Raw genomic sequence first — 24020 nt, 5'->3', positions numbered from 1 at the left:
CTATCAAACTGTGGGATGTGAGGACAGGTAAGCTGTCTCACACCCTCACTGGACATTCTGACTGGGTGAGGTCTGTAGGATTTAGCCCGGATGGTCAAACCCTAGCTAGTGGGAGTTATGACAAGACTATCAAAATTTGGCCGTTAAGGTAATATTAACATCTCCAAAAAATAAATATGCGTTGTCAAACATTGTTGCGCGCAGATATCTATTACATTTTTAGGAGGAGCAACATTTCTTAAGTTAAACACCTTATGCTGAATATTCCTCAACTACTGGCGACTGAATTAAACCTCAAACCTGAACAAATCGAAAACGCCTTGGAACTGTTAGCAGAAGGTGCGACGGTTCCTTTTATCGCACGTTACCGCAAGGAGCGCACTGGGGAAATGAACGAGGTACAACTGCGAGATTTGTTTGAGCGCTATGCTTATTTAACAGAGTTAGCAGAACGCAAGGGGGTAATTCTCAATGCGATCGCCCAACAAGGTAAACTCACAGAAGAACTCAAAGCCAAAATTACATCCTGCTTACAAAAAACCGAATTAGAGGATTTATACCTACCCTATCGACCAAAAAGGCGCACCCGTGCTACCATTGCCAGGGAAAGGGGTTTAGAACCTTTAGCCCAGTTGATTAAATCTCTCAATGTCCCTCAAAGTCCCACAGCATCACTAGAAACAGCAGCAATGCAGTATGTTTCTCAGACTCAGGAAGTAAACACACCACAGGAAGCACTCAAGGGCGGGGCTGACATTTTAGCGGAAGAGGTGGCAGAAAAAGCCGAATTAAGGGCATATCTGCGTGATTATTTTCTGGAGAAAGGGGTATTTATCTCTCAGATCAAGAAAGATTATCCCGAAGGTACAACCAAGTTTGAGATGTACCGCAACTATCAGATGGGGGTAAAAAATATTGCCCCCCATAACCTCCTGGCTTTGTGTCGCGGTGAAGCGGAGGGAATCTTAAATTATGAAATTGCTTTTGATGAAGATATTGTACTCAACTATCTAGAAGCAAGGGAAATTAAAACCAAAAATCCCACAATTCGGGAATTTTATCAAGCCATGGTCAAAGACGCATTTAATCGGCTGATGAAAACCTCCATTATGGGTGAGGTGATTTCCCAGAAAAAAACCTACGCAAATATAGAATCAATTCAAACCTTTGAAGCCAACCTGCGAGAGTTACTGTTATCAGCACCCGCGGGAATGAAACCCACACTGGCGATTGACCCAGGTTTTAGAACCGGGTGTAAAGTTGTGGTACTTGACGAAACAGGAAAATTTTTAGCCTATCAGGCGGTGTTTCCTCACCAAGGGTCAGCACAACGGGATAAAGCTGTACAAACTCTCAAAAATTTAATTACACAATATCAAATCAGGTTAATTGCGATCGGTAACGGTACAGCTTCCCGGGAAACCGATGAGTTTGTGAACCAGGTCTTACAAGATATAGACCCCAAACCCATTAAAGTTATCGTCAATGAATCGGGAGCATCAATATATTCTGCCAGTAAAGTGGCATTAGAAGAGTTTCCTGATTTAGATATTACCGTGCGCGGTGCTATTAGTATTGGTCGCCGATTACAGGACCCCCTGGCGGAACTGGTGAAAATTGACCCTAAATCTATCGGTGTGGGACAATATCAACATGATGTTGATCAAAAGTTGCTGAAAAAGAAACTTGATGAAACTGTGGAAAGTTGCGTTAATTATGTGGGGGTAGACTTAAACACCGCCTCTAAGGAACTGTTAACTTTTGTTTCGGGAATTACAGCCACAGTAGCCAATAACATCGTCACCTATCGCAACGAGCATGGAGCCTTTAAGAACCGCAGACAATTGTTAAAAGTGGCGAAGTTGGGACCCAAGGCTTTTGAACAAGCTGCGGGTTTTCTGCGGATTCGTGGCGGTGATAACCCTTTAGATAATACCGCAGTCCATCCCGAAAGTTATTCTGTGGTGCAGGCGATCGCCGCTGATTTGGATATATCCTTAAATCAGATTACAGAAATTGCAGCCAAGCTGAAAAAAACCAACCTCAAGAAATACGTCACCGACAGCATTGGGGAACCTACACTCAGGGATATAATCAGGGAACTAGAGAAACCAGGTAGAGACCCCCGCGCCGAATTTAAATACGCCACCTTTAGAGAAGGAATTACAGAAATTAGTCATTTACAGGTAGGGATGGAATTAGAAGGAATAGTTACCAATGTGGCTAACTTTGGCGCTTTTGTGGATATTGGCGTACATCAAGATGGTTTAGTGCATATTTCCCAACTAGCTGATAGATTTGTCGATGATATCCAGAAAGTTGTTAAAGTGGGACAAGTTGTGAAGGTGCGGGTATTGGAAGTTAACGAAAAGTTGCACCGTATTAGTTTATCGATGAAAGCTGTTAGAGAATCTCTCAAAAGTGATCATTAGTGTATTAACTATTGTTTGACCCCACCCTAACCCTCCCCTTATAAGGGGAGGGGACTGGATTTGATTGTTTTTTTGTTTGTTCCCCCTTCCCCATTCCTCATTCCCTGTTCCCTGTTCCCTGTTCCCTGTTCCCTGTTCCCTAAGATAAAAATTACCTGTTGAAAACTTATAAAACAACCCTACAAAGACACTCTCAACCCAATGGTAGAAACATAATCCCTCTTATTCAAGATGGAAAATATAAGTATTGATCTGAAAATAATACCAGGAATCGTTAAGAATCCATCTGTTATTTTTAGGTAAAAACAATGTGGGGAACACTTTTAACGGTCATAGCCACAGCCTTGAGCTTGTTAATTGTCGATTTAGTTGTACCGGGTGTAAATCTTGCTAATTTTCCAGCAGCTATGATTGCTGGTTTAGTCATTGGTTTGATCAACAGTTCCATTAAACCAGTCCTTTCTGCTTTATCTTTACCCCTTAACTTCCTCACCTTCGGAGCATTTTCCCTAGTAGTTAACGGTTTTTGTTTCTTGTTAGCTGCGGTGGTGGTTCCAGGGTTCGCAGTCCGGGGAGTTATCGCCTTTTTTCTGGGTCCGGTAATTTTATCTTTTGCTAATACCTTCATTAACAAGTATTTGGCTGAAAGATATCCTGTTTTAAGCAGTAGTGATGTTAATAGTCAAGGCGAATTACCCTCCAGATAAGCATCCTACACAATTTGCACAAAAACCTCATTAAATAAAATCGCCAAATCATGAAAATCGGTCGCTTACTTTTAGGCTTATTCCTTCCTCCTTTAGGTGTGTTTCTCACAGTTGGCGTTGGTCCAACTTTGTTAATTAACATTTTACTCACACTTTTAGGCTGGCTTCCCGGTAGCATCCATGCAGTTTGGGTAATTGCTAAACATCAAGAACTCAATGAACAAGGACGTAGTTATTAAATTAAAATGAGCGTCTCCATTTAAAGAGGGTGGTAATTAACCACCCTGATTTCTTGGCTGATGAATTTCTCTCAACATTTGTCAAGACTACTTACGACTTAGTTCCTCCTGTTTATTATCAGTAGGTGTCTCATCTTTAAAAATCTCAGCAGTAGATAGTAACAACTCCCGTAAAGTTTGTTTAATTTGACGCTCCTTTCTGGCCATAGCAGCGCCAGCTTCCCCTAGTTTATCTTCTAGGTGCGATCGCTGTTCCTCCACTTGTGTCGCCATAGCCTCAGCTTGGGGACGAGCCTGATCATACCAATGTTTTGCCTCATCTAGATAATCCTTAACCTCACCATCCCGTCCGCCATAACGCGCAGCTAAATTCGCCCGGACAATAGCTAATTGAGCTTGCAATTGCGCATAACGTTTCTTAAGTAAAGCTACCTCCTCACTATCTTTAATGGTATTAATAGCAGAAGCGATCGCATTTTTAGTATCCTCAGTTTTATCCTTGCTAGTCTCTGCAATTTCCGTTAAAATCCCATCAACTTCTTGCTGAATTTGTTCCTCTTCACTATCCAATTGTGCTTGTAGCTTCTTAACTTCTCCCTGAGTTTTTACAATAGTGTCATGTCGTTTGCTATTAACCCCTTCCAACGCCCCCTCAATGCAAGCTGTGACATCTTCCTTAATTTCCGCCCCCCTGTGTTGAAAGTTTTCCACCACAGCAAAAACCGCATCTTTTACCAGATAACGAATATCACTAGAACCTGCTTTCAGTTCCGAACTAAGCTGAGAAACAGCAGATTTAACAATTTCGCGGATTCGCTGAGTTCTTAACTGTCCAGTTTCTTTAACCTGTTGCAAATCGATAGTAATTTGCTCCTTAACATTCTTCGACATTTTTAACCTTTCCTATTTAAATCACAAACATGAATGACACAAACAACATCTTCTATGTGCATTATGGAAGATAGTTATAAAAATAAACACATCCCAGAGATAGAAAATCCTGATAATTTACGACTACAGCATCTCATACCTAATACATAAGTAAGTAGGCATTAAAATTTGTCGTTATGACAAGGGAACAGGGAACGGGGAACAGAGAAGAGGTTTTGGGACACTTTACTCTTCGTTACATACTTCGGTTTTTTTCTGTTCACCTACTTACCCCTAGAATCAAATCTGCGTAACGGTAAACCTCAAAAATATGTACCACCCATGTGAGATAATAAGTATTAATAGCTAGTAAATGAGAGAAATTATGTGGCGGGTAAATGTAACTTGTTCCGGTGACGCTTGGAAACAACACGGCGCCAACTTCAAAAGCATATCAGACAAATATCAAGGCGAATGTATTTCTTCCAAAAAAATGCCAGATGGTACAAGAATCATGGCATATAAAATAGAAGATGTCAGCGATGCAGAAGCTTTTCAAGAAGAGTGTACCAACTTTGCCGGGTTTACAGCTGACTTTGAAGCCCTCTAACATTCCCCAGCATCTATAATATTGAAGCAAACACGATTATAGTCCTGTAGGAGAATTTTGGTGGATTCCCGATATAACCCAGCAGACATTGAGGAAAAATGGCAACAAACATGGGCAGAACTTGGCCTAGATAAGACATCTGCAAATACTAAAGTGCCAAAATTCTACGCCCTTTCCATGTTCCCCTATCCATCGGGCAGCCTCCACATGGGTCATGTCCGTAATTATACTATTACCGATGTAATTGCACGCCTCAAGGGAATGCAAGGATATAGGGTACTCCACCCCATGGGTTGGGACGCCTTTGGTTTACCAGCAGAAAACGCCGCCATTGACAGGGGAGTACCACCAGCCCAGTGGACTTATCAAAACATTGCCCAAATGCGGCAGCAATTAAAGCGTTTGGGTTTGTCTATCGACTGGGACAGCGAAGTTGCTACTTGTTCACCAGACTATTATAAGTGGACACAGTGGATTTTCTTGCAGTTCTGGCAAGCCGGGCTAGCTTATCAAAAAGAAGCAGCAGTAAACTGGGACCCCGTAGACCAAACTGTGGTAGCTAACGAGCAAGTAGATAACGAAGGTCGTTCTTGGCGCAGTGGGGCAAAAGTTGAGCGAAAACTATTGCGCCAGTGGTTTTTAAAGATTACCGACTACGCCGAAGAATTACTCAACGATTTAGATAAATTAACCGGTTGGCCCGAACGGGTCAAGTTAATGCAAGCTAATTGGATTGGTAAGTCTACAGGCGCTTATTTAGAATTTCCCGTAGTGGGAAAGGATGAAAAGGTGGCTGTCTACACCACACGCCCAGATACAGTTTATGGTGTCAGCTATGTAGTATTAGCTCCCGAACACCCTTTAACCCGTGTGGTCACCACCCCGGAGCAAAAACCAGCTGTAGAAGCATTTATTCAAGAAGTTTCCCAGCAAAGCGAGTTAGAACGCACCGCCGAAGACAAACCCAAGCGCGGTATCCCCACTGGTGGCCAAGTCATCAACCCTTTTACCGGGGAACAAGTACCCATTTGGATCGCCGATTATGTACTGTATGAATATGGTACCGGGGCAGTTATGGGTGTACCTGCTCATGATGTGCGAGATTTTAAATTTGCCCGTGTTTATAATTTACCCATTGAGTTTGTCATTGCTTCCCCCGATGATGTGGCAGATTTTGACTTAACGCCCACATCACCCACAGATGAAATCACCAAAGTTATTAATATTGAATACAATCAGGCATATACTGAGCCAGGAATTTTAATTAATTCCGGGTCTTTCACCGGTATGAGTTCCACAGATGCCAAAGAGGCAATCATTAAATATGCTGAGTCAGAAAATTTTGGTAAACTGCGAATACAATACCGCCTGCGAGATTGGTTAATTTCCCGACAACGCTACTGGGGCGCACCTATACCAGTTATTCACTGTCCCAACTGTGGCATAGTACCAGTCCCCGATGAGGATTTACCCGTCAGGTTACCGGAAGAGGTGGAATTAACCGGACGTGGGGGTTCACCTTTAACTCAGTTGGAAAGCTGGGTCAATGTTCCCTGTCCTAGTTGCGGTACTCCCGCTCGCCGAGAAACCGATACCATGGATACCTTTATTGATTCTTCTTGGTATTTCCTACGCTATCCCGATGCTCAGAATACAGAACAAGTTTTTGACCCCGCTAAAACTAATGACTGGATGCCTGTAGACCAGTATGTTGGTGGTATTGAACACGCCATTTTACACTTGTTATATTCCCGGTTCTTTACTAAGGTGCTGCGGGATAGAGGTTTACTTAACTTTGATGAACCCTTCGCCCGGTTGTTGACTCAGGGTATGGTACAGGGTTTAACTTATATGAACCCCAATAAGAGCGGTAAAGATAAATGGGTTCCCTCTCATTTAGTCAACCCAGCAGACCCCCGCGACCCCCAGACAGGTGAACCATTACAACGCCTCTATGCCACTATGTCTAAGTCTAAGGGTAATGGTGTAGCACCGGAAGATGTGATTAGTAAGTATGGTGTGGATACGGCGCGGATGTTTATCCTGTTCAAAGCACCGCCAGAAAAGGATTTGGAATGGGACGAAGCAGATGTAGAAGGACAATTTCGCTTTTTAAATCGGGTATGGCGCTTGGTCACAGATTATGCTACCGCTGGGGTATGCAGGAAAAAGCCAGAACTTTCTGATTTAACTAAACCAGAAAAGGAATTACGGCGCGCTATCCACACCGCTATTCAAGGGGTGACGGAAGATTTACAAGATGAATATCAATTCAATACCGCTGTTTCGGAATTGATGAAGTTAAGTAATGCTCTGACTGATGCTGAGTGCAAAAATTCCCCTATTTATGCTGAGGGAGTTCAAACTTTAGTGCTCATGTTAGCTCCTTTTGCCCCCCACATTGCTGAGGAATTGTGGCAGTCCTTGGGTAATACTGGTTCTATCCACACTCAAACTTGGCCATCTTTTGACCCCGGAGCTTTGGTAGCTGAGGAAATTACTTTGGTAATTCAGATTAACGGTAAAAAACGTGCAGATATTCCCGTCCCCGCACAAGCTGATAAGGCGGAGTTAGAAAGATACGCCCGTGATTCAGAAGTTGTGCAACGTTACATTGAGGGTAAGGAAATTAAAAAGGTGATTGTGGTTCCTGGAAAGTTGGTGAATTTTGTAGTTGCTTAATAATTTAGTCTGTTAGGTGGGTTAGGGTTGACTTAACCCACTATTATCGCTGAAATTGTATTAGTTGCTCCTTAGAGGATGTTTGATAAGTTTTCAACAGGTAATTTTTATTTTACGGAACAGGGAACAGGGAACACCGAAGGATTGAGGGTGAGGGTGGGGTAAAACAATATTTGATACACTAATCATACCTTTTAAAACATCCTCTAAGGGGGAGGAAGTGAGGTTAAGATAACCGCAAGAGATTTTAGAGATTATTGGGGGTATCGTGGTTTCGACTTCGCTCAACCACCGAATTTGATACACTAATCATGACTTTCCAAACATCCTGTTAGCGTTTATATTGACAGGGTTACCCAATTTTAACCGGAAAAATTAATAATATTTAAATGTTGCACATCCTCTAAAGTTGTGCCATATTCAATCTAATTCAACAAAGGAAACAATGAAAAAAAATCCTTCAAATAATCTTTTTGAAAAAAACATATTTTGATTTAGAGGAGGTTTTATAATGTTAATTGACGCACGCAAATTACCCCAAGATGAAACTCTGGAAACTGAAGTTTGTATTGTTGGAGCTGGACCAGCAGGTATTACTTTAGCGCGTGAATTAGCCCGAACAGATTTTCGGGTGATTTTATTAGAAACTGGTGGATTAAATTTTGATCGTAATACTCAATCACTTACTTTAGGTGAAAGTGTTAATAATCATTTTGAAACCTTAGAAAGTCAGCGGTGTTTTCAGTTTGGTGGTACTGCGAATTTTTGGAAAATTCGCATAGGTAATAATGTCATTGGTGTTAGGTATGCCCCATTAGATAAAATAGACTTTGAAAAGCGCGATTGGCTACCTTACAGTGGTTGGCCTTTTGATAAATCTCATCTTGATCCTTTTTATAAACGCGCTCATCAACTTTGCCAACTGGGAAATTTTAGTTATGATGCTCAGGACTGGGAAGAGGCTCAAACTCCTTCTTTGCCATTTTCTGGGAATGTAACTACTAATATGTTTCAGTTTGGTCCTCGTGCTGTATTTACCCATGATTCCCGTGAGGTGATTCAGCAAGCCAGAAATATTACCACATATCTCAATGCTAGCCTAGTGGAAATTGAGACAGATGAAACAGCCACAAATGTAACTCGTTTAAGGGTGGCTTGTTTATCTGGAAAAGAATTTTGGGTACGTGCCAAATTTACTATACTAGCAACAGGTGGTATAGAAGCGGCACGTTTATTATTACTATCAAATAAGGTGCAAACAACTGGTTTAGGTAATCAAAATGATCTAGTAGGGAGATTCTTTATGGATCATTCTTTAGTTGATGGTGGTAAATTAATTCCTAATAATCCAGAGATTTTTCACAAAACAGCTTTATATGATTTGCGGCGGGTTAATAACATTCCCGTCATGGGTAAGTTAACTTTGACAGAAGAATGTATGCACAATCAACAATTACTAAATATTAGTACATTAATGTTTCCTATTCCCAAACTACATCAGTTAAAAGCTGCAAATTCCCTGAAAACATTGCTGTTATCAATACACAACCCACAAGTACGTCAAGATATTCTCAAACACTTAAAAAATATTGTTTTCGGTCTTGACTATATCTTACCTGCTGCTTACGGAGCAATTATCAAGCAGGAACCTTTTGTTCCTAGTCTGGCTTGGAGTGGTTGGTCATATATTCCAGATAAAGAAAGACGATTTACCGGTTTTACCCTTCTACAAATAGCTGAACAAGTCCCCGACCCTGATAATCGTATAACACTCACTGGCGATCGCGATCGCCTCGGTCGTCAACGAGTAAAGTTACACTGGCGTTGGAATGAAATTGATATTGAACACATCAATAGAACCCAAGATATTTTACAACAAGAAATTGCTCTGGCTGGCATTGGTGAGTTACAAATTGAAAGAAATGGCAATTTACCAAAATTAATCCATCCTGGTTTACATCATCACATGGGAACAACAAGGATGCATGATGACCCGAAACAGGGTGTTGTTGATAGAAATTGCCAAGTTCATGGTATTTCTAACCTATTCATCGCCAGTAGCTCTGTGTTTCCTACAGGAGGTTTTGCTAATCCTACACTCACCATTGTTGCTTTAGCCATGAGGTTAGCTGACCATATCAAGAATATTATGGGAGTGAATTAATTGCTTCCCAGCATTTTATCCCGTAAATGTTTAATGCGATACCTAAAATTTATTCTTAGTGATTATTGCTACTCCAAATCTTTCTCACTAATTCCAGCATCCTTCAAAATGCTTTTTAAAGTTCCTTTTGGCAAATCACGATTACTATGAACTGGAATGGAAAGGATGACTTCAAGATCCTTTTTTCCATAAATGTAATGGCTACCAGTAATTGGTTTTAGCTCCCAGCCATATCGTTCCACAACCTGGCAAAGTTCCTTACCTGAAACAGATTTCATAGAGATAGCTCAACCAATTGCTTTTCTGCTTCACTCGCCTCTCGGTCACTAGCAACATCTAACCAACCTTGAACAGCATCTTCAAGCATTTCTAGTAGATGTTCGTAGCTGTCTCCCCAAGTGTGACAACCAGGTAAAGCAGGTACAGAACCGCACCAAACACCATCTTCCTGCCAAATTAATACTTTAATTTTCATAACCAGTACTCAAAATATTGTCATGCCTACATTTTAGTATTACGGGCGGGTTTACTAGTATGCTGACTTCCCCCCTTGTCTTCGGGGTATTGCCTTCACCCATAAGTAAAACTTAACTTCCCAGCATTTTATCCCGTAAATGTTTAATGCGATCGCGCAATTTTGCCGCCTCTTCAAATTCCAATTTCTTGGCTGCTGCTTTCATCTGTTCTTCTAACTTCCCAATTAACTCTGGAATCTGTTCCAAGGGTAATTCATCTATATGTTCATCTACCACTTTTAAATCATTACCATTCAACCGGCGAGAAACTTCTAAAAATGATAAAATGGCATTACTTGACTTTTTAACAATAGATTGGGGTGTAATACCGTGCATCCGGTTATATGCAACTTGAATACCCCGCCTCCTGTCTGTTTCATCAATGGCTTTAACCATACTATCTGTGAGACGGTCAGCGTATAAAATCGCCTGTCCCCGGACGTGACGCGCTGCTCTACCAATAGTTTGAATTAAGGAACGTTCAGCCCTTAAAAAGCCCTCTTTATCAGCATCCATAATTGCAACTAAGGAAACCTCCGGTAAATCTAAACCTTCCCGCAGCAAGTTTACCCCCACCAAAACATCAAAATTACCCCCGCGCAAATCTTGTAAAATCTCTATGCGCGCAATAGAATTAATCTCTGAATGCAAATAGCGCACCCGGATACTTTGCTCCTGGAGATACTCGGTCAAATCCTCCGCCATTTTTTTAGTTAAGGTGGTAATTAACACCCTTTCTTGGCGTTCTACTCTGTCTTGAATTTCCCCTAATAAATCATCAACTTGTCCTGCTGTGGGGCGTACAAAAATTTCCGGGTCAACTACCCCAGTCGGTCTAATTACTTGTTCAGCAATATGACCCTGAGATACTTCTAACTCCCAATTTCCTGGGGTGGCGGAAACAAAAATACATTGATTCACTTTTTGCCAAAATTCTTCTGCTTGTAACGGTCGGTTATCAGCAGCACTAGGAAGACGAAACCCATGGTCAATTAACACTTTTTTCCTAGCTTGGTCGCCGTTATACATACCGCGAAGTTGTGGTACTGTAACGTGTGATTCATCTATGACTAATAACCAATCTTTGGGAAAATAATCGATTAAACATTCTGGGGGTTCTCCCGCTTGTCTTCCCGCTAAGTGACGCGAATAGTTCTCAACCCCGTTACAATAACCTACTTGTTGCAACATTTCCAGGTCATAGCGTGTACGCTGGTCTATGCGTTGTGCTTCTAAGAGTTTCCCCCCCTGTTCTAATTGGGCTTTGTGCTGCTTTAACTCCGCCGCAATATCATCACAAGCTGCTTCTAGGCGTTCCTCTGGGGTGACAAAGTGACGCGCTGGGTAAATATTCACAGTTTCTAAACTGCGGATAATTTCACCGGTCACCGGGTCAATATATCTAATAGCGTCGATTTCATCCCCAAAGAATTCTACCCGAATAATTCTGTCTTCATAGGCTGGGCCAATTTCTAAGACATCCCCCCGGACGCGAAAACGTCCCCGACTCATTTCTACATCGTTACGACTATACTGTACTGATGCTAAATCGCGTAAAATTTGCCGCTGGTTTACTTCCATACCTATGCGCAAGGGGATGGCGGCTTTCAGATATTCTGCGGGAATACCTAAACCGTAGATACAGCTAATGGAAGCCACTACAATTACATCACGCCTTTCAAACAGCGATCGCGTGGCGGAGTGGCGCAACATATCGATTTCATCATTAATCGAAGATGTTTTTTCAATATAGGTATCAGTAACGGGAATATAGGCCTCTGGTTGGTAATAATCGTAGTAGCTAACAAAATACTCCACCGCGTTATTAGGAAAAAATTCCCGCAATTCGTTACACAGTTGTGCCGCCAGGGTTTTATTATGGGCTAGTAGTAAGGTGGGCTTACCCACTTTTTCAATCACTGCGGCTATGGAAAACGTCTTACCTGTACCTGTAGCCCCTAGTAAAGTTTGGTAACGGTTACCAGCTGCAATACTGGCGCTCAGTTGGGCGATCGCCCGTGGTTGATCTCCTGTGGGAATAAATGGAGCTTGAAGACAAAATCCTGTCATAAAATACCATATCTCATGTTTACCGCACTGTTTATGCCCTGCTGAACTGAGGACATAAAAGTAATAAATAGCAATACTATTTTACAAAAATTTACAATTTAATCACAATTTAAATTTACTTATGTATCACTTTAAAAGATACTAATATCATTACTAGGTTATTTCAGGTTACACTCTTGATGAGTAGGGAAAAATCATTTTTCCTTAATTATTGTAAAATCCAGTTAATAAACTAGAGGTATCCGTTTATGAGTATTAGTAGCACTGGGGGAGAAACCGATGCTCAACAACAGGATACCAAGCTTAAGGGAGAAAAGACAGTGGCAGTTGAAAACAAGCAGGATAATAATTTGAATACGGATAACGTCGAAAAAAGCTCCGATCTACCGGCACACAAAGAGCAAGGGAAACTGGCTGTTGCTGGAGTCCGCCCCATAGGAAGCAGTGATTTACAAATTGCTGGAACAGTCAAAATTTCTGGAATCCGTCCTATTGGCATCAGTACATTGGCTATAGCTGATACAGTGAATATTATGGGAATTCGTCCCATCGGCGCTCATACATTTGAAATTGTCGATACTATCAACCTATCTGGTATTCGTCCCATTGGTTCAAGTACATTAGTAATTGCCAATAATTACACTTCTTTTGGTAATCGTCCAACAGCGTCAAATCTGATTGATGACGCCCCTGTGCTCATGGGTTTTCTAGATTAGTTCTCAAACTAATTGCAATTAACACCACTTTCCGGTTATTGGAGATAACCGGTTTTTTTTGTTTTTTTATCTAGCAAAATCTTAAGGGATAAACTTACTTTTGTGCAACTTTTAAGCTAATCAAAGCGATTAAACTAGATTAACTACGGCATCCGTCAATTCTGACTCCTCAGAAAGCATGATTTCATCATGCGTCACGGTGAAGGCAGTTGCTTGCAAAGCACGCAATAAAATATTGCGTGCGCCATTTACATCACGAGAAATTTGTATTCCGCAATGTGGACATTTAAAAACTTTGTTCCCACCTAATTTATAGTGAACATGACCGCAGTTACCACAGGTTTTTGAGGTATATGATTCGTTACAAAGAACGACTATTACACCTTTTCTTTGTGCAGCTTGCTTAAGATGTCGCTCAAATTTGTAATGAGAAAGAGTCAGCATTTGCCGTACAGACTTACTGTTTATTTTGCGTTTCTTCCCACTACGTTTTTTAATCACCATTTGACTAGAATCAAAGGTTGGCAAGTAAATTACCTTGTAGGAATTAACAAGCAAGTTAACAGCTTTGTTATGTAAATCTTTAATTAAGTTCTGAATTCTTTCTCTGACACGATTAGCAGCAATACGCATCTTTCTACGTTGACGGCACGTTGTTTTGGTAGAACGACTTATGAGATTATCAAGGTGCTGACACAATCTTTGTATGCGTCCGATGTCTCCCGTTGCAATCTCTAAGACATTCTCGCCATCAAAACCAGTTAAGAAAGTACGATTACCTGGGTCTAGTGCTATTACCCTATCACTACCAGTAGGTACGGTTTCTTTATGTTGAGGAAAGCAGCCAAACCATTTACCACGACGGTAAACAAGCTCTGTACCATATTCGCACTGCTCAGGAATAGTTTGACCAATTGTAGTAAAACCTAAACCTTTGGTTGTGCGCGGATACCAGGTAGCATTTTTGAAATTGCCTACCTTGAATTGAATAGCTTGGCTTGTGGCTTTACAGCTTTTAAATTTCGCGCTACCACCTTGAGTGCGAGCCTGTTTAAAGGCATCAAATGCCTCAAAACAAGCTTCTTGACGTTGATGGCCTGGTAAGGTTTTCACCCATTCGGGTAAATTCATTGTTTGAGCTATTTTATCTAACTCTTCAGCAGATATCTTGACTTCTTTTTCTGTGCTAGTTTTCTGATCAATAATTAGTCTGACTTGAGTATCGTAATTATTGTGAAGATAACTAATACACTGATTGAAGTAATAACGATAAGCGGCAAGCCAACGCTTCCAGACTCGATGTAATTCTTTACTAGGAAATAGCCTGATTTTCAATACACTGTTCGGAGGCTGCTTTGTCGATTTCTTGTGACGCGACTTCTTTTTGTCAGTCTTCTTTGATGATTGACTTGTATTTTCTAAGCCCGTATAACCTGCTAGAGAAACAGTGGATGATTGACAACATATCTTGTAGGAGTTCCTGTTCTGGACTGAGCTGGCGGTCATTGAGAACCACGAGTTCGCACTCAAATTTTGTGCATAACCACCTAACCAATTCAAATCCGAATCGGACAAGTCGGTCAGGGTGGGTAACGACAACACGTTGGATATCGCCGTCGATGATTCTTTCCAGAATGGCGAGGAATTTTTTCCGTTTAAAACTGAGTCCGCTTCCAACTTCTGAAATAATTTCAGCCTCTGGGTATCTTGTGCGTAAGTGTTCAAGTTGTCGTTGCAAATCGTCTTGCTGGGAATGAGTCGATACTCGTCCATAGCAAATAGTTTTAATTGTCCTGGGTATTCCCCCAATTTTTTCGACTTATTCGAGGATGAACCGCCTTTGACCTCCTGGTGTACGGATTGCTTTAAGCTTGCCTTCGTTTTACCATCTCCTGAGACTGGAGACATGGACACCAAGGATTTTAGCTGCTTCCTTGGGAGTGACATGCTGCATCAAAACTTCATTAAATCAACTACTTTTAGTCTAGCGTGATTTAGTAATATTTCCTCGTTTTAAGCAAATAAGTTACAATTAGTTACACCTCCTCAATCTTTTTATACATAATATCTAATATAACCTATGGCAGAAGATGGTAGTCGAAACCTGCAACTATATTATAAAGATAATTAAAAATACTTGGCAGTGTCATGGCGAATCCCAATGATTTTTAGTTGATTTTTTTAGTGTAATTTCAGTGGAATTTAAATAGAACCTAGAGCAATTTTTATGAGGGAGAATTATACCAGGGAGTTAATTAATCACTAATCACGGCTGCTTTGTCAATATTTGACTATTAGAGGTAAACAATGAATCTGCTGGAGCAGGGTCGCAAAATTGCGATCGCTTTCATATTAGTTTTAGTGTTAACAATAACTACCGCTTGCGGTGGCCCTACTGTCAGAGAAACTGACCGCACTGCTACCCCACCTATTGGTAGTAACCAAACTTATGCACAGTTAGAAAGAGGTAATACCCCAACTGGACAAAGTTTTGGTGACTGGGTTGTACAAACATCTCAGGGATTAATTCAGGATGCTTATGTACGGGATAACAATAAGCTAGGTGTGGTTATTTCTCCTCAGGTCAGTCCTAATGAGGTGAGACCTCTAGCAAAATCTTTAGTTCAAGGTTTTCAGAAAAACTTCCCAGAGCAAAACTTAACTGTTTTGGTGTATGGCCCAGATAAGCGCTTAATTTTGACCACTCAGTATAACAGGGCGACCAATCAAATTCAGTATAGCTAATGGAATCAGGAATAAGGAGTAAGTAACGTGACAAGTAGCGAAGAGTACAGAAGACAAATTATCAAAGATTTGTCTGAAGGAAATGTAGAATCTCTTGATGATGTTTCCTATGATAACTTTGATGATTTTGCCCAGCGGACTACACCTAACCAACGTCGTCAGCTGTTTGGTAAGTCTATCAATACCCAAACAATCCCTTCTAGCCAAATGGAGCCAGAATTACAAAAGGCGATCGCCCAAATCAAACCCAATGAGCGGGATGATGTCGCTAGAGAGTTTTTTAAAGAATTTAAATCTAGAGGTTTAGACGACAAACGGTTAGAACAACAGTTAAATCTTTCCACTCGTAACCCTAACCGCATGACTGCTGATGATGTGAGTAAAATTGCATCCTTCGCCTATCACAACCACCCTGATATTTTCCGCGACGTGTTAGCCGAACAACCGGCTATTATGAAGTTTCTTAGTAATCCCATTGTCGCCGGACTTATTGGTATTGCTGCGGCTAAGTGGTTGGGTGGTCGCAAATAAAATCTCCCAAATTCAATTCGGGAGATGTAATTCACATCAGCTAAAGTTAAACCTTTGCCAATTGTGGCTCAGGACGCTTACTGTTACGAATAGATGACACGGCTTCGGCGTAATCACTGGCTTTAAATACAGCTGAACCAGCCACAATAGCATTGGCTCCCGCTTCTAAAACTTGCCAAGTATTATTAGCCTTCAGTCCCCCATCTACTTCAATCCAGGGGTCAAGACCACGTTCATCACAAATTTGGCGCAATTTGCGAATTTTAGGTAATACAGTGGGGATAAAGCTTTGACCACCAAAGCCTGGGTTAACGCTCATGATTAGTATCAAATCACACAGGTCTAGAACGTTGTCAATTAGCTCTAGAGGAGTCCCCGGGTTAAGTACAACTCCCGCTTGCTTCCCTAGTTCTCTGATTTGTCCCAAAGTCCGGTGCAGGTGGGGCGAAGCATTATGCTCACAATGTACAGAAATAATATCAGCCCCTGCTTTGGCAAAATCTTCTACATATTTCTCTGGTTCCACAATCATCAAGTGGACATCAAGGGGTTTGGTTGTTACCGGGCGAATCGCCTCCACAACCAGAGGACCTATGGTAATGTTAGGTACAAAGCGACCGTCCATGACATCAACATGAATCCAATCGGCGCCAGCAGCATCTACAGCCCTAATTTCGTCGCCCAGACGACTAAAATCGGCTGATAAGATGGATGGAGATATCACAATGGGCTTTTGAGATGGTTTTTGGGTCATGGTTCGTGGGTTTGAAAGCGTTCTCTTCTGTAAGCATTTTAACAAAATTTGACCAAATGCTTATAGATTAATTTCGTTCCATGCTGTGAATTCTGGACTATAAAATATATATTACCAACCACTAAACAGGGACGCTAAAGAAATTTTCTTCAGGAACAATCAATAGTCACAAAGAATTAATCAGCATTAAACAATGGGCAGAAAACTACGGTGGATGATTTGGGGACTGAGTGCTTCTTTTGTAAGTGCGCCTGTACTGGCTTCAGCTTTACAAAGCACTTTAAGCTCTCATGGCATTAATGCCCTGAAATTACATCAACCTCCTTATAATCTACTTGGGCGCAAAATTGCTATTGGTCAGGTCGAAATTGGACGTCCTGGTATATTTGGCTGGGATAAAGCCGTGTCTGAAAATTCTGCCATATCATTAGCAGGAGTATTTTTACGCGATTCCCCAGCGAAGTCTAACACTGGTGTTGACTCCCACGCCTACAATGTTGCGGGGCTAATGGTTAGTCAAGACAAAGCTCTACCAGGAGTAGCGCCACAGGCGCAATTATATTCCTCTGGTGTGGGTTCCACTAGAAATATGGGACAGCCAGAACAGTGCTTAACAGCACAACACATCGCCCAGCAAAATGGCCAGGATGTCCGCGCTATTAATTTTAGTTTTGGTGAACCTCTAGGTCGTGATCCCCGTCCTGATGCTGTTTTAGATGGTAACGCTTTACTAACTTTATGTCTTGACTGGTCTAGTCGTGTTCATAATGTTTTGTATGCCATCGCCGGTAATCAAGGTAGAGGAGGAATTTCTATTCCTACAGATAACTTTAATGGGATTAACGTTGCCTTTTCATCTGCCAGGGGGGGGATTTTTAATAAGGTTGATGTTTCTAATCTGGTAGCTGGTAACCAGCGATCTAGCAATCGGTTAGCTGGTAAGGAGTTTAATATTGATGGTCGTGGTTCTATCGGTTTGGTTGCGCCGGGAAGCAATATTCCCATCTTGAATCCAGATGGTAGGTTAAATAAGGTTACAGGTACAAGTTTTGCGGCTCCTCAGGTAACGGCTAGTGTAGCTTTGTTGCAGGAATTGGGTGACCGACAAATACGCGCAAAAAAACCCAATTGGACTATTGATGCTCGCCGTCATGAAGTGATGAAAGCTGTTTTGTTAAATTCAGCCGATAAAATTCAAGATCAGGGTAATGGGTTACATCTGGGTATGACTCGGACTCTGATTGATAAACAAAATCAAAATTGGCTGGATTCCGACGCTTATGATGATCCTCAAATTCCTTTAGATCCTCAAATGGGAACCGGTCATTTAAATACTTTTCGCGCTTATCAGCAATTTAGATCCGGTCAATGGCCACCATCAAGTACAGTACCAGCTATTGGCTGGGATTATGGCTCTGTGGATGTGGGATATACTGTTGATTACCCACTGGGAAGACCTTTAAGACAAGGCAGCTTTGTTAGTATTACTCTGAGTTGGAATCGCTTGGTTGAACTCAATGATACTAATAATAACAATAAATATGATGTGGGTGAAAGTTTCAGCGATGGCGGTTTGAATAACCTTGATCTCTATTTAATCCCAGGGGATGGTGCAAAAAATCTCAATGCTGGTGTGATTTGTGCCTCAGTCAGTGAAATTGACAGTGTAGAGCATATTTTTTGCCCAGTTCCCACTACTGGTAATTATAAAATCCGTGTCCACTTTCGTGAACGGTTCCATCAAGCCACTCAACCCTATGGTTTAGCTTGGTGGACTGTTCCCACATCTCACCCCCGGAAATAGTCAACCCAGTAATTTTAGTAATTTTATGCGATCGCGCCAGCGCTGCTGCTAAAGGCGATCGCTACTCAAACCCACGGGTGACTCACCACTAGGTGTAAATCACAAAGCTTTCCTGTTCTCATGTTGATGACCAAATTTGTCTTAGTTTCTAGATACAGCAGTTTTTAAGTAAATCAAGTACACACCTTAATATCATAAATCTTGTGAGGTGGGCATCTTGCCCGCCCTACTGTACCTCACTTATATGAAATCTGCTGTATCTAGTGCTCTACGGGGCGGGTAGACTCAGTTATACCCCCCACCACACTTCTAATTGACAGGGGTGTGGGTGATGAGGTTAACAAAGTTTTATCAACAAAATGTTGCATTTTATCCTAGAAGAGTTACTATTGATATAGTGCAAGGAGTGGTACCAATTCGCTCAATGTTTGTTCCAAGTAATCCTGGAAATGCTCGGCTTACAGTAGCATTGCAGTCTTTTAGTTAGGTATCAAACAAGTCGAATGGTATTAACTTTGACAAAAAGGCAACTGCTAGCAGTTGCCTTTTTGTGTGTAAAAAATTTAGGTAAAACTTTCCTGGACGCTTGTCAGTTAGCCTTGGTCTCCAGTATTTTCAACTGATAGAAAAACTATGACTGGTAAATTAATTATATTTGAAGGAGTAGAAGGGTGCGGCAAAACTAGCCAGATGCAGCTTTGCGCCCAATGGTTGGAGAGTCTGGGTATTCCCGTACTCATGACTCGTGAACCGGGGGGAACGGAGTTAGGTCTACATCTGCGCGGGATTTTACTCAACAACCCAGAAAATATACCCATCTCTCAGGTAACTGAATTACTATTATATGCCGCCGATCGCTCCCAACACGTTGCACAAGAACTTAAACCACATCTAGCAGCAGGAAAATATATACTGTGCGATCGCTACACCCACTCTACCACTGCCTACCAGGGTTATGGTCGGGGTTTGAACATCAACTTAATTAATCAACTCAACCATATTGCCACAGAAGGGTTAGAAAGTGACTTAACCATTTGGCTAGATGTTGATGTGGAAGTGGGACTAGCTCGTAAACAAGCAGCAGTGGGGGGATTAGACCGCATTGAGCAAGAAACAATAGCCTTTCATCGGCGTGTTCAGCAAGGATACGCAGATTTAGCCGCACTCTATCCCTCTGAAATTGTCCGGGTAGATGGTAGTTTAACTCCAGAAGCAGTGCAACAAGTAATTCAGAAAATATTACACCAAAGACTGCAACTGTTAAATTGCACTTAACAAGGCTGTAACTGTGTTAATAAAAGGACAATTTCATCTATGGATTGGCGGACAACTCTAGCCGGTTGTTCATGATGATTGACAATGATACTAAAAGCCAAAGGCTGATAATTAGGACTATTCACATATCCTGATAGGGACACCACACCAGTCATTGTACCTGTTTTTGCCTGGACAATTCCCACTGCGGGAGTGTCACGCAGTCGATTTCGTAAAGTACCGCTCACCCCCGCTACGGGTAGGGAAGCCCGAAACATTTCTGCTTGTGGTGATTTGGCCATGGCCTGTAAAGTCTGCACCAAAGCTTGGGGACTAATTAAGTTTTTGCGCGATAATCCAGAACCATCTACTAATATGTAACTACTAGGGTCTACTCCTAACTGAGTTAAACTATTCTTGACAACTGCTAAACCTGCATCAGCCGTGGTTTGATGATTTTCTCCTGGTTGTTTAATTGCTAAAGACCTGAGTAAGGCTTCAGCATATAAATTATTACTATTGACATTTGTCTCTATTAATAGCTCAGACAAGGGGGGAGACTCCACTGCTGCTAGTTCCCTTTGGTTTTGACTACCAGTACTGTGAGATATATCTTGTACAAAAATTCCTTCCTTAACCAAAGTCTGGCGGAAGTGACGCAGGAAATGCTCGACGGGATTAAAAACCGCGATCGCCCTGATGTTAGGGTTGGAATTTACAGCCATCTGTCCTTGAATGTGCAATACTGGACCGTGTAAGCTGCGGCTGACTCTGAGAAATCCCGATTCATTTTTTTGAGTAGTCACAGAATTATTTTCTACTCGCCACACAAATGCATCTGCTGGTTCATTCCACTTCAGTTGTAATGGTTTACCGATGGTTTGGGGCAAAACTTGAAATACAGAAGCATTTTGATTGAGAATTAAACTGCTGACTGGTGCGCCATAATCAGCTGCTAAGTCCTCCCATTCCCAACTGGGATTGACAATATCCCCTTGAAAATAACTATCATCAGCAATCAACTGGTTGACTTGAGTAATACCCTGCTGGCGTAACTGCTGGGCTAATTTTTGCAGATGCGGAATCTTTAAACTGGGGTCTCCCCTACCGAAGACACGCAAAACACCATCCCTATCTTGATAAACGGAGGTACGAATACGAAAATTACCACCTAACTCTTGTAATGCGGCCGCTGTTATCAGTAATTTGGTGTTGGAGGCTGGGGTAAAGTATTTCTCACCATCTCGCTGATAAAGTGTTTGTTCATTAGCCAGATTTTTCACGATAATTCCCCACCGCACCCGGCTAAATTCAGGCCTGTTGGTTATGGTTTCTACCTCTGACCTGAGTTGGAGAGGACAAATTGTTTTTCTGGTGGGTGTGGTTGATGTTTGTATCTGTGCTTTGGCTGTTTGGGGGGTAATGGCAATTTGGCTACTCAGAAATAACAGCAGCAAGCCAATGGTAATTTTTTTAGACATAAATAAATGTAACTTGTAATTCTTAAGTTTCTGTGACAAAAAAGCAGAGGATTGGTTCCTCTGCGTATAAATACCGTTAATTTTCCCTTTCCCCTAATATAGGGTATGTGGATGGTCAAACCTCTGTAGTGCAGTCCCGCTCCTTATAATTTGGTTCCACATTCAGAGCAAAAATTATGAGTGGGGTGATTTGTTGTCCCGCAATTGCTACAAGTAATTGGTTCTACTCTGGCTTTGGCTGGTTGCATAGGTAAACCAATCATTTGAGCGTTGCTTTTCCCAGGGGCTACCATGGGGTAGCAGTTTTCATCTTTGGTGACTTGGACATCAACCACGACTGGGCCATTATGTGCCAGCATTTCGGCGATCGCATCTTTTAATTGATCACGACTCCGAATTACCATGCCCTTAATCCCATAGGCTTTGGTCAAATACTCAATATCCGGCATTCCTACTTCCATGTTAGAGCATGAGTAGCGCTCACCATAAAAGGCTTGTTGCCACTGGCGCACCATTCCCTGCCAACCGTTATTTAAAATAACTGTCTTGACATTAATCCCGTATTGTGCTAGCGTCCCCAGTTCTTGTAAACACATCTGAAAACTAGCATCACCACTAATACAGATAACTTCTTCATCTGGAAATGCGACCTTTGCACCCATAGCCGCCGGGACTCCAAAACCCATAGTTCCCAACCCAGCGCTAGAAATCCAGCGTCTGGGTCCATTCTTGAGGAATTGCGCCGCCCACATTTGATGTTGACCTACATCTGTAGTGTAAAAAGCGTTGGGGGCTTGGCGACCAACTTCTACAATTACCTCTTGAGGAGAAAGGCTGTCGGGATGTTGAGGTACTTGTAAGGGGTAGTCTTGTCGCCAACGGTTAATTAAATTTAACCATTCTTGGTTTTTATGTGGTATGTGCTTGATTCCCCCTTCTTGACAGCGACGCAACAGGTCTACCAAAACATGGCGCACATCCCCCACTATTGGGACTTCAGGGACTCTATTTTTACCTACTTCTGCCGGGTCGATGTCGATGTGAATTACTTTGGCATGGGAAGCGAATTCATCCAACTTACCTGTAACACGGTCATCAAATCTAGCACCAACGCAGATTAACAAGTCGCAATCTGTCACCGCAAAGTTAGCGTAAGCTGTACCGTGCATCCCCAACATTCCCACAGACAGGGGATGATGTTCATCGAATGCACCGATCCCCATTAAGGTTGTAGTAACAGGGATATTAAATAATTCTGCTAATTCCTTAACTTCTGCGTGTGCGTTAGATGCGATCGCCCCACCACCCACATATAATAAAGGGCGGTGACTGTTACGAATTAACTGAATTGCGGCGTTGATTTGTCTGGGATTTCCCTTAACCGTAGGACGATAGCCGCGTAATTTCAGACTTCCCGGTTCTACTGGTACATAGTCACATTCCTCTAAAGCCACATCTTTAGGCACATCAATCAAAACAGGACCCGGTCGTCCCGTGCTAGCGATGTGGAACGCTTCCGCCACAATTCGCGCCATGTTTTTCGGGTCACGCACTACATAGGAGTGTTTGACTATTGGTAGGGTAATTCCATAAATATCGGTTTCTTGAAATGCATCCGTACCAATAGCAGCCCGTGGCACTTGTCCTGTAACTACAATCATGGGAATCGAGTCCATATAGGCTGTAGCAATGCCTGTGACTAAATTCGTTGCCCCAGGTCCAGAAGTGCCAAAGCATACTCCCACCTTTCCAGTAGCACGGGCATAGCCATCGGCAGCGTGGGCGGCACCTTGTTCGTGTCGTACTAAAATGTGCTTAATAGCACCAGTGGATTCTACTTTGTAAAGGTCATCGTAAATTGGGAGGATTGCCCCACCAGGATAACCAAAAATGTATTCAACTTCATGGCGCAAAAGACTGTCAAGCAGTGCAAAACCACCAGTTACACGCTTGGGCGCGACGACTGGCGATTGACCAGACTGATTGTGATTTTCGGTTTGTGGGAGACTAGTTAAGGATGGCAAGCGCACGGTCACGGTCAAACCTCAGACGATAGCTAAGTTAACGCGTAAATTCTGTATTTAGTATTCCATTTTAATGTAAAACTTGAATTTAAACTGTCCAGAAAAATATAAAGTTTGACATAAACCCAGAATTCTTGAGATTTACCCACCAAGGAACACCACTTTCAACCAAAATATGATAGCCATTTATTACCCATGTCCTTTGACAATCTCTGCAAGCTACTATCAGAAAAACACCCGCAAACGTTCGCCAGTTGGGTATTGGGGACACCGCAAGGGGATGTCAAAGTTCTCAAAACTGAATTAAGCATAGAACCCATCCGCGCCGATTATGTCACCTTTTTACAACTGCAAGGTAGAATTTTACATTTAGAATTTCAAACCAAATTAGAATCCACACCACCGCTACCACTGCGAATGTT

Annotated in this window: 21 protein-coding genes and 2 pseudogenes; 14 read left to right on the top strand and 9 right to left on the bottom strand. The window is 42.0% G+C overall.

Annotated elements, in window-relative coordinates; all coding sequences use genetic code 11:
• The 4 genes from PN447_RS01490 to PN447_RS01475 all read left to right on the top strand — a co-directional run.
• A partial coding sequence (locus PN447_RS01490) for a WD40 repeat domain-containing protein (RefSeq protein ID WP_442867066.1) occupies positions 1–152 on the top strand: 152 nt, incomplete at its 5' end.
• Between the two features lie 102 nt (positions 153–254).
• Positions 255–2432 (top strand): Tex family protein, encoded by a 2178-nt coding sequence (locus PN447_RS01485; RefSeq protein ID WP_271760227.1) that lies wholly within the window; start codon positions 255–257, stop codon positions 2430–2432.
• Between the two features lie 308 nt (positions 2433–2740).
• The gene (locus tag PN447_RS01480; RefSeq protein WP_271760225.1) at positions 2741–3139 is read left to right on the top strand and encodes a phage holin family protein; all 399 of its coding nucleotides are present in this window, start codon (positions 2741–2743) and stop codon (positions 3137–3139) included.
• 50 nt (positions 3140–3189) lie between these two features.
• The gene (locus PN447_RS01475) at positions 3190–3378 is read left to right on the top strand and encodes a YqaE/Pmp3 family membrane protein (RefSeq protein ID WP_271760224.1); all 189 of its coding nucleotides are present in this window, start codon (positions 3190–3192) and stop codon (positions 3376–3378) included.
• 87 nt (positions 3379–3465) lie between these two features.
• Here the strand turns inward: PN447_RS01475 and PN447_RS01470 are convergent, their stop codons facing one another.
• Entirely contained in the window at positions 3466–4269 is an 804-nt protein-coding gene (locus tag PN447_RS01470) for a histidine kinase (RefSeq protein ID WP_271760223.1), read from the bottom strand.
• A gap of 364 nt (positions 4270–4633) precedes the next feature.
• Here PN447_RS01470 and PN447_RS01465 point away from each other — a divergent pair, with 364 nt between their 5' ends.
• The 3 genes from PN447_RS01465 to PN447_RS01455 all read left to right on the top strand — a co-directional run bounded on the left by PN447_RS01465 (position 4634) and on the right by PN447_RS01455 (position 9704).
• Positions 4634–4858: a hypothetical protein gene (locus PN447_RS01465; protein WP_271732156.1), complete on the top strand. Its 225-nt coding sequence runs from the start codon at positions 4634–4636 to the stop codon at positions 4856–4858.
• A 60-nt stretch (positions 4859–4918) separates the two neighbouring features.
• Complete coding sequence (leuS, locus tag PN447_RS01460; RefSeq protein ID WP_271760222.1) at positions 4919–7540, top strand: leucine--tRNA ligase; 2622 nt, start codon at positions 4919–4921, stop codon at positions 7538–7540.
• Positions 7541–8051: 511 nt separating this feature from the next.
• Positions 8052–9704 (top strand): GMC oxidoreductase, encoded by a 1653-nt coding sequence (locus tag PN447_RS01455; RefSeq protein ID WP_271760221.1) that lies wholly within the window; start codon positions 8052–8054, stop codon positions 9702–9704.
• 68 nt (positions 9705–9772) lie between these two features.
• On the opposite strand, the gene PN447_RS01450 is transcribed toward PN447_RS01455, so the two are convergent.
• The 3 genes from PN447_RS01450 to uvrB form a co-directional block, all read right to left on the bottom strand.
• Positions 9773–9982 (bottom strand): type II toxin-antitoxin system HicA family toxin, encoded by a 210-nt coding sequence (locus PN447_RS01450; RefSeq protein WP_271760220.1) that lies wholly within the window; start codon positions 9980–9982, stop codon positions 9773–9775.
• Entirely contained in the window at positions 9979–10179 is a 201-nt protein-coding gene (locus PN447_RS01445) for a type II toxin-antitoxin system HicB family antitoxin (protein WP_271732150.1), read from the bottom strand. Before PN447_RS01445 ends, PN447_RS01450 begins: the two co-directional genes overlap by 4 nt.
• 112 nt (positions 10180–10291) lie before the next feature.
• Positions 10292–12289, bottom strand: a complete 1998-nt coding sequence (uvrB, locus tag PN447_RS01440) for an excinuclease ABC subunit UvrB (protein ID WP_271760218.1) — start codon at positions 12287–12289, stop codon at positions 10292–10294.
• Positions 12290–12537: 248 nt separating this feature from the next.
• On the opposite strand from uvrB, the gene PN447_RS01435 reads away from it, so the two are divergent.
• Positions 12538–13005: a hypothetical protein gene (locus PN447_RS01435; RefSeq protein ID WP_271760216.1), complete on the top strand. Its 468-nt coding sequence runs from the start codon at positions 12538–12540 to the stop codon at positions 13003–13005.
• 129 nt (positions 13006–13134) lie between these two features.
• On the opposite strand, the gene PN447_RS01430 is transcribed toward PN447_RS01435, so the two are convergent.
• Complete coding sequence (locus tag PN447_RS01430; protein ID WP_271760215.1) at positions 13135–14340, bottom strand: RNA-guided endonuclease InsQ/TnpB family protein; 1206 nt, start codon at positions 14338–14340, stop codon at positions 13135–13137.
• Positions 14341–14392: 52 nt separating this feature from the next.
• Positions 14393–14962 (bottom strand): annotated as a pseudogene (locus tag PN447_RS01425) (IS607 family transposase).
• A 350-nt stretch (positions 14963–15312) separates the two neighbouring features.
• Between PN447_RS01425 and PN447_RS01420 the strand changes: the two are divergent.
• Both PN447_RS01420 and PN447_RS01415 read left to right on the top strand, forming a co-directional pair.
• Entirely contained in the window at positions 15313–15750 is a 438-nt protein-coding gene (locus tag PN447_RS01420; RefSeq protein ID WP_271760214.1) for a hypothetical protein, read from the top strand.
• Between the two features lie 27 nt (positions 15751–15777).
• Positions 15778–16281, top strand: a complete 504-nt coding sequence (locus PN447_RS01415) for a hypothetical protein (protein ID WP_271760213.1) — start codon at positions 15778–15780, stop codon at positions 16279–16281.
• Between the two features lie 46 nt (positions 16282–16327).
• Here the strand turns inward: PN447_RS01415 and rpe are convergent, their stop codons facing one another.
• Entirely contained in the window at positions 16328–17035 is a 708-nt protein-coding gene (rpe, locus tag PN447_RS01410; RefSeq protein ID WP_271760211.1) for a ribulose-phosphate 3-epimerase, read from the bottom strand.
• Between the two features lie 193 nt (positions 17036–17228).
• Here rpe and PN447_RS01405 point away from each other — a divergent pair, with 193 nt between their 5' ends.
• The 3 genes from PN447_RS01405 (at position 17229) to tmk (ending at position 20114) form a co-directional block, all read left to right on the top strand.
• Entirely contained in the window at positions 17229–18839 is a 1611-nt protein-coding gene (locus PN447_RS01405) for a S8 family serine peptidase (protein WP_271760209.1), read from the top strand.
• On the top strand, positions 18803–18931 hold the full coding sequence (locus PN447_RS01400; RefSeq protein WP_271760207.1) for a hypothetical protein: 129 nt from the start codon (positions 18803–18805) through the stop codon (positions 18929–18931). Before PN447_RS01405 ends, PN447_RS01400 begins: the two co-directional genes overlap by 37 nt.
• 541 nt (positions 18932–19472) lie before the next feature.
• Positions 19473–20114, top strand: a complete 642-nt coding sequence (tmk, locus tag PN447_RS01395) for a dTMP kinase (protein WP_271760206.1) — start codon at positions 19473–19475, stop codon at positions 20112–20114.
• Here tmk and dacB read toward each other — a convergent pair.
• Both dacB and ilvB read right to left on the bottom strand, forming a co-directional pair.
• Positions 20111–21574 (bottom strand): D-alanyl-D-alanine carboxypeptidase/D-alanyl-D-alanine endopeptidase, encoded by a 1464-nt coding sequence (dacB, locus tag PN447_RS01390; RefSeq protein WP_271760204.1) that lies wholly within the window; start codon positions 21572–21574, stop codon positions 20111–20113. The two genes, tmk and dacB, sit on opposite strands and share 4 nt — an antisense overlap.
• A gap of 143 nt (positions 21575–21717) precedes the next feature.
• Positions 21718–23610, bottom strand: coding sequence for a biosynthetic-type acetolactate synthase large subunit (ilvB, locus tag PN447_RS01385; RefSeq protein ID WP_271760203.1), 1893 nt, complete (start codon positions 23608–23610; stop codon positions 21718–21720).
• Positions 23611–23793: 183 nt separating this feature from the next.
• Here ilvB and PN447_RS01380 point away from each other — a divergent pair.
• Positions 23794–24020: pseudogene (locus tag PN447_RS01380) on the top strand (hypothetical protein); the annotation flags it as partial.

Source organism: Anabaena sp. CS-542/02, from assembly GCF_028331085.1.
Classification (GTDB): domain Bacteria; phylum Cyanobacteriota; class Cyanobacteriia; order Cyanobacteriales; family Nostocaceae; genus Anabaenopsis; species Anabaenopsis arnoldii.
Note: the sequence above shows the minus strand (reverse complement) of the source record. Positions and strands in the feature narration are given on the sequence as shown.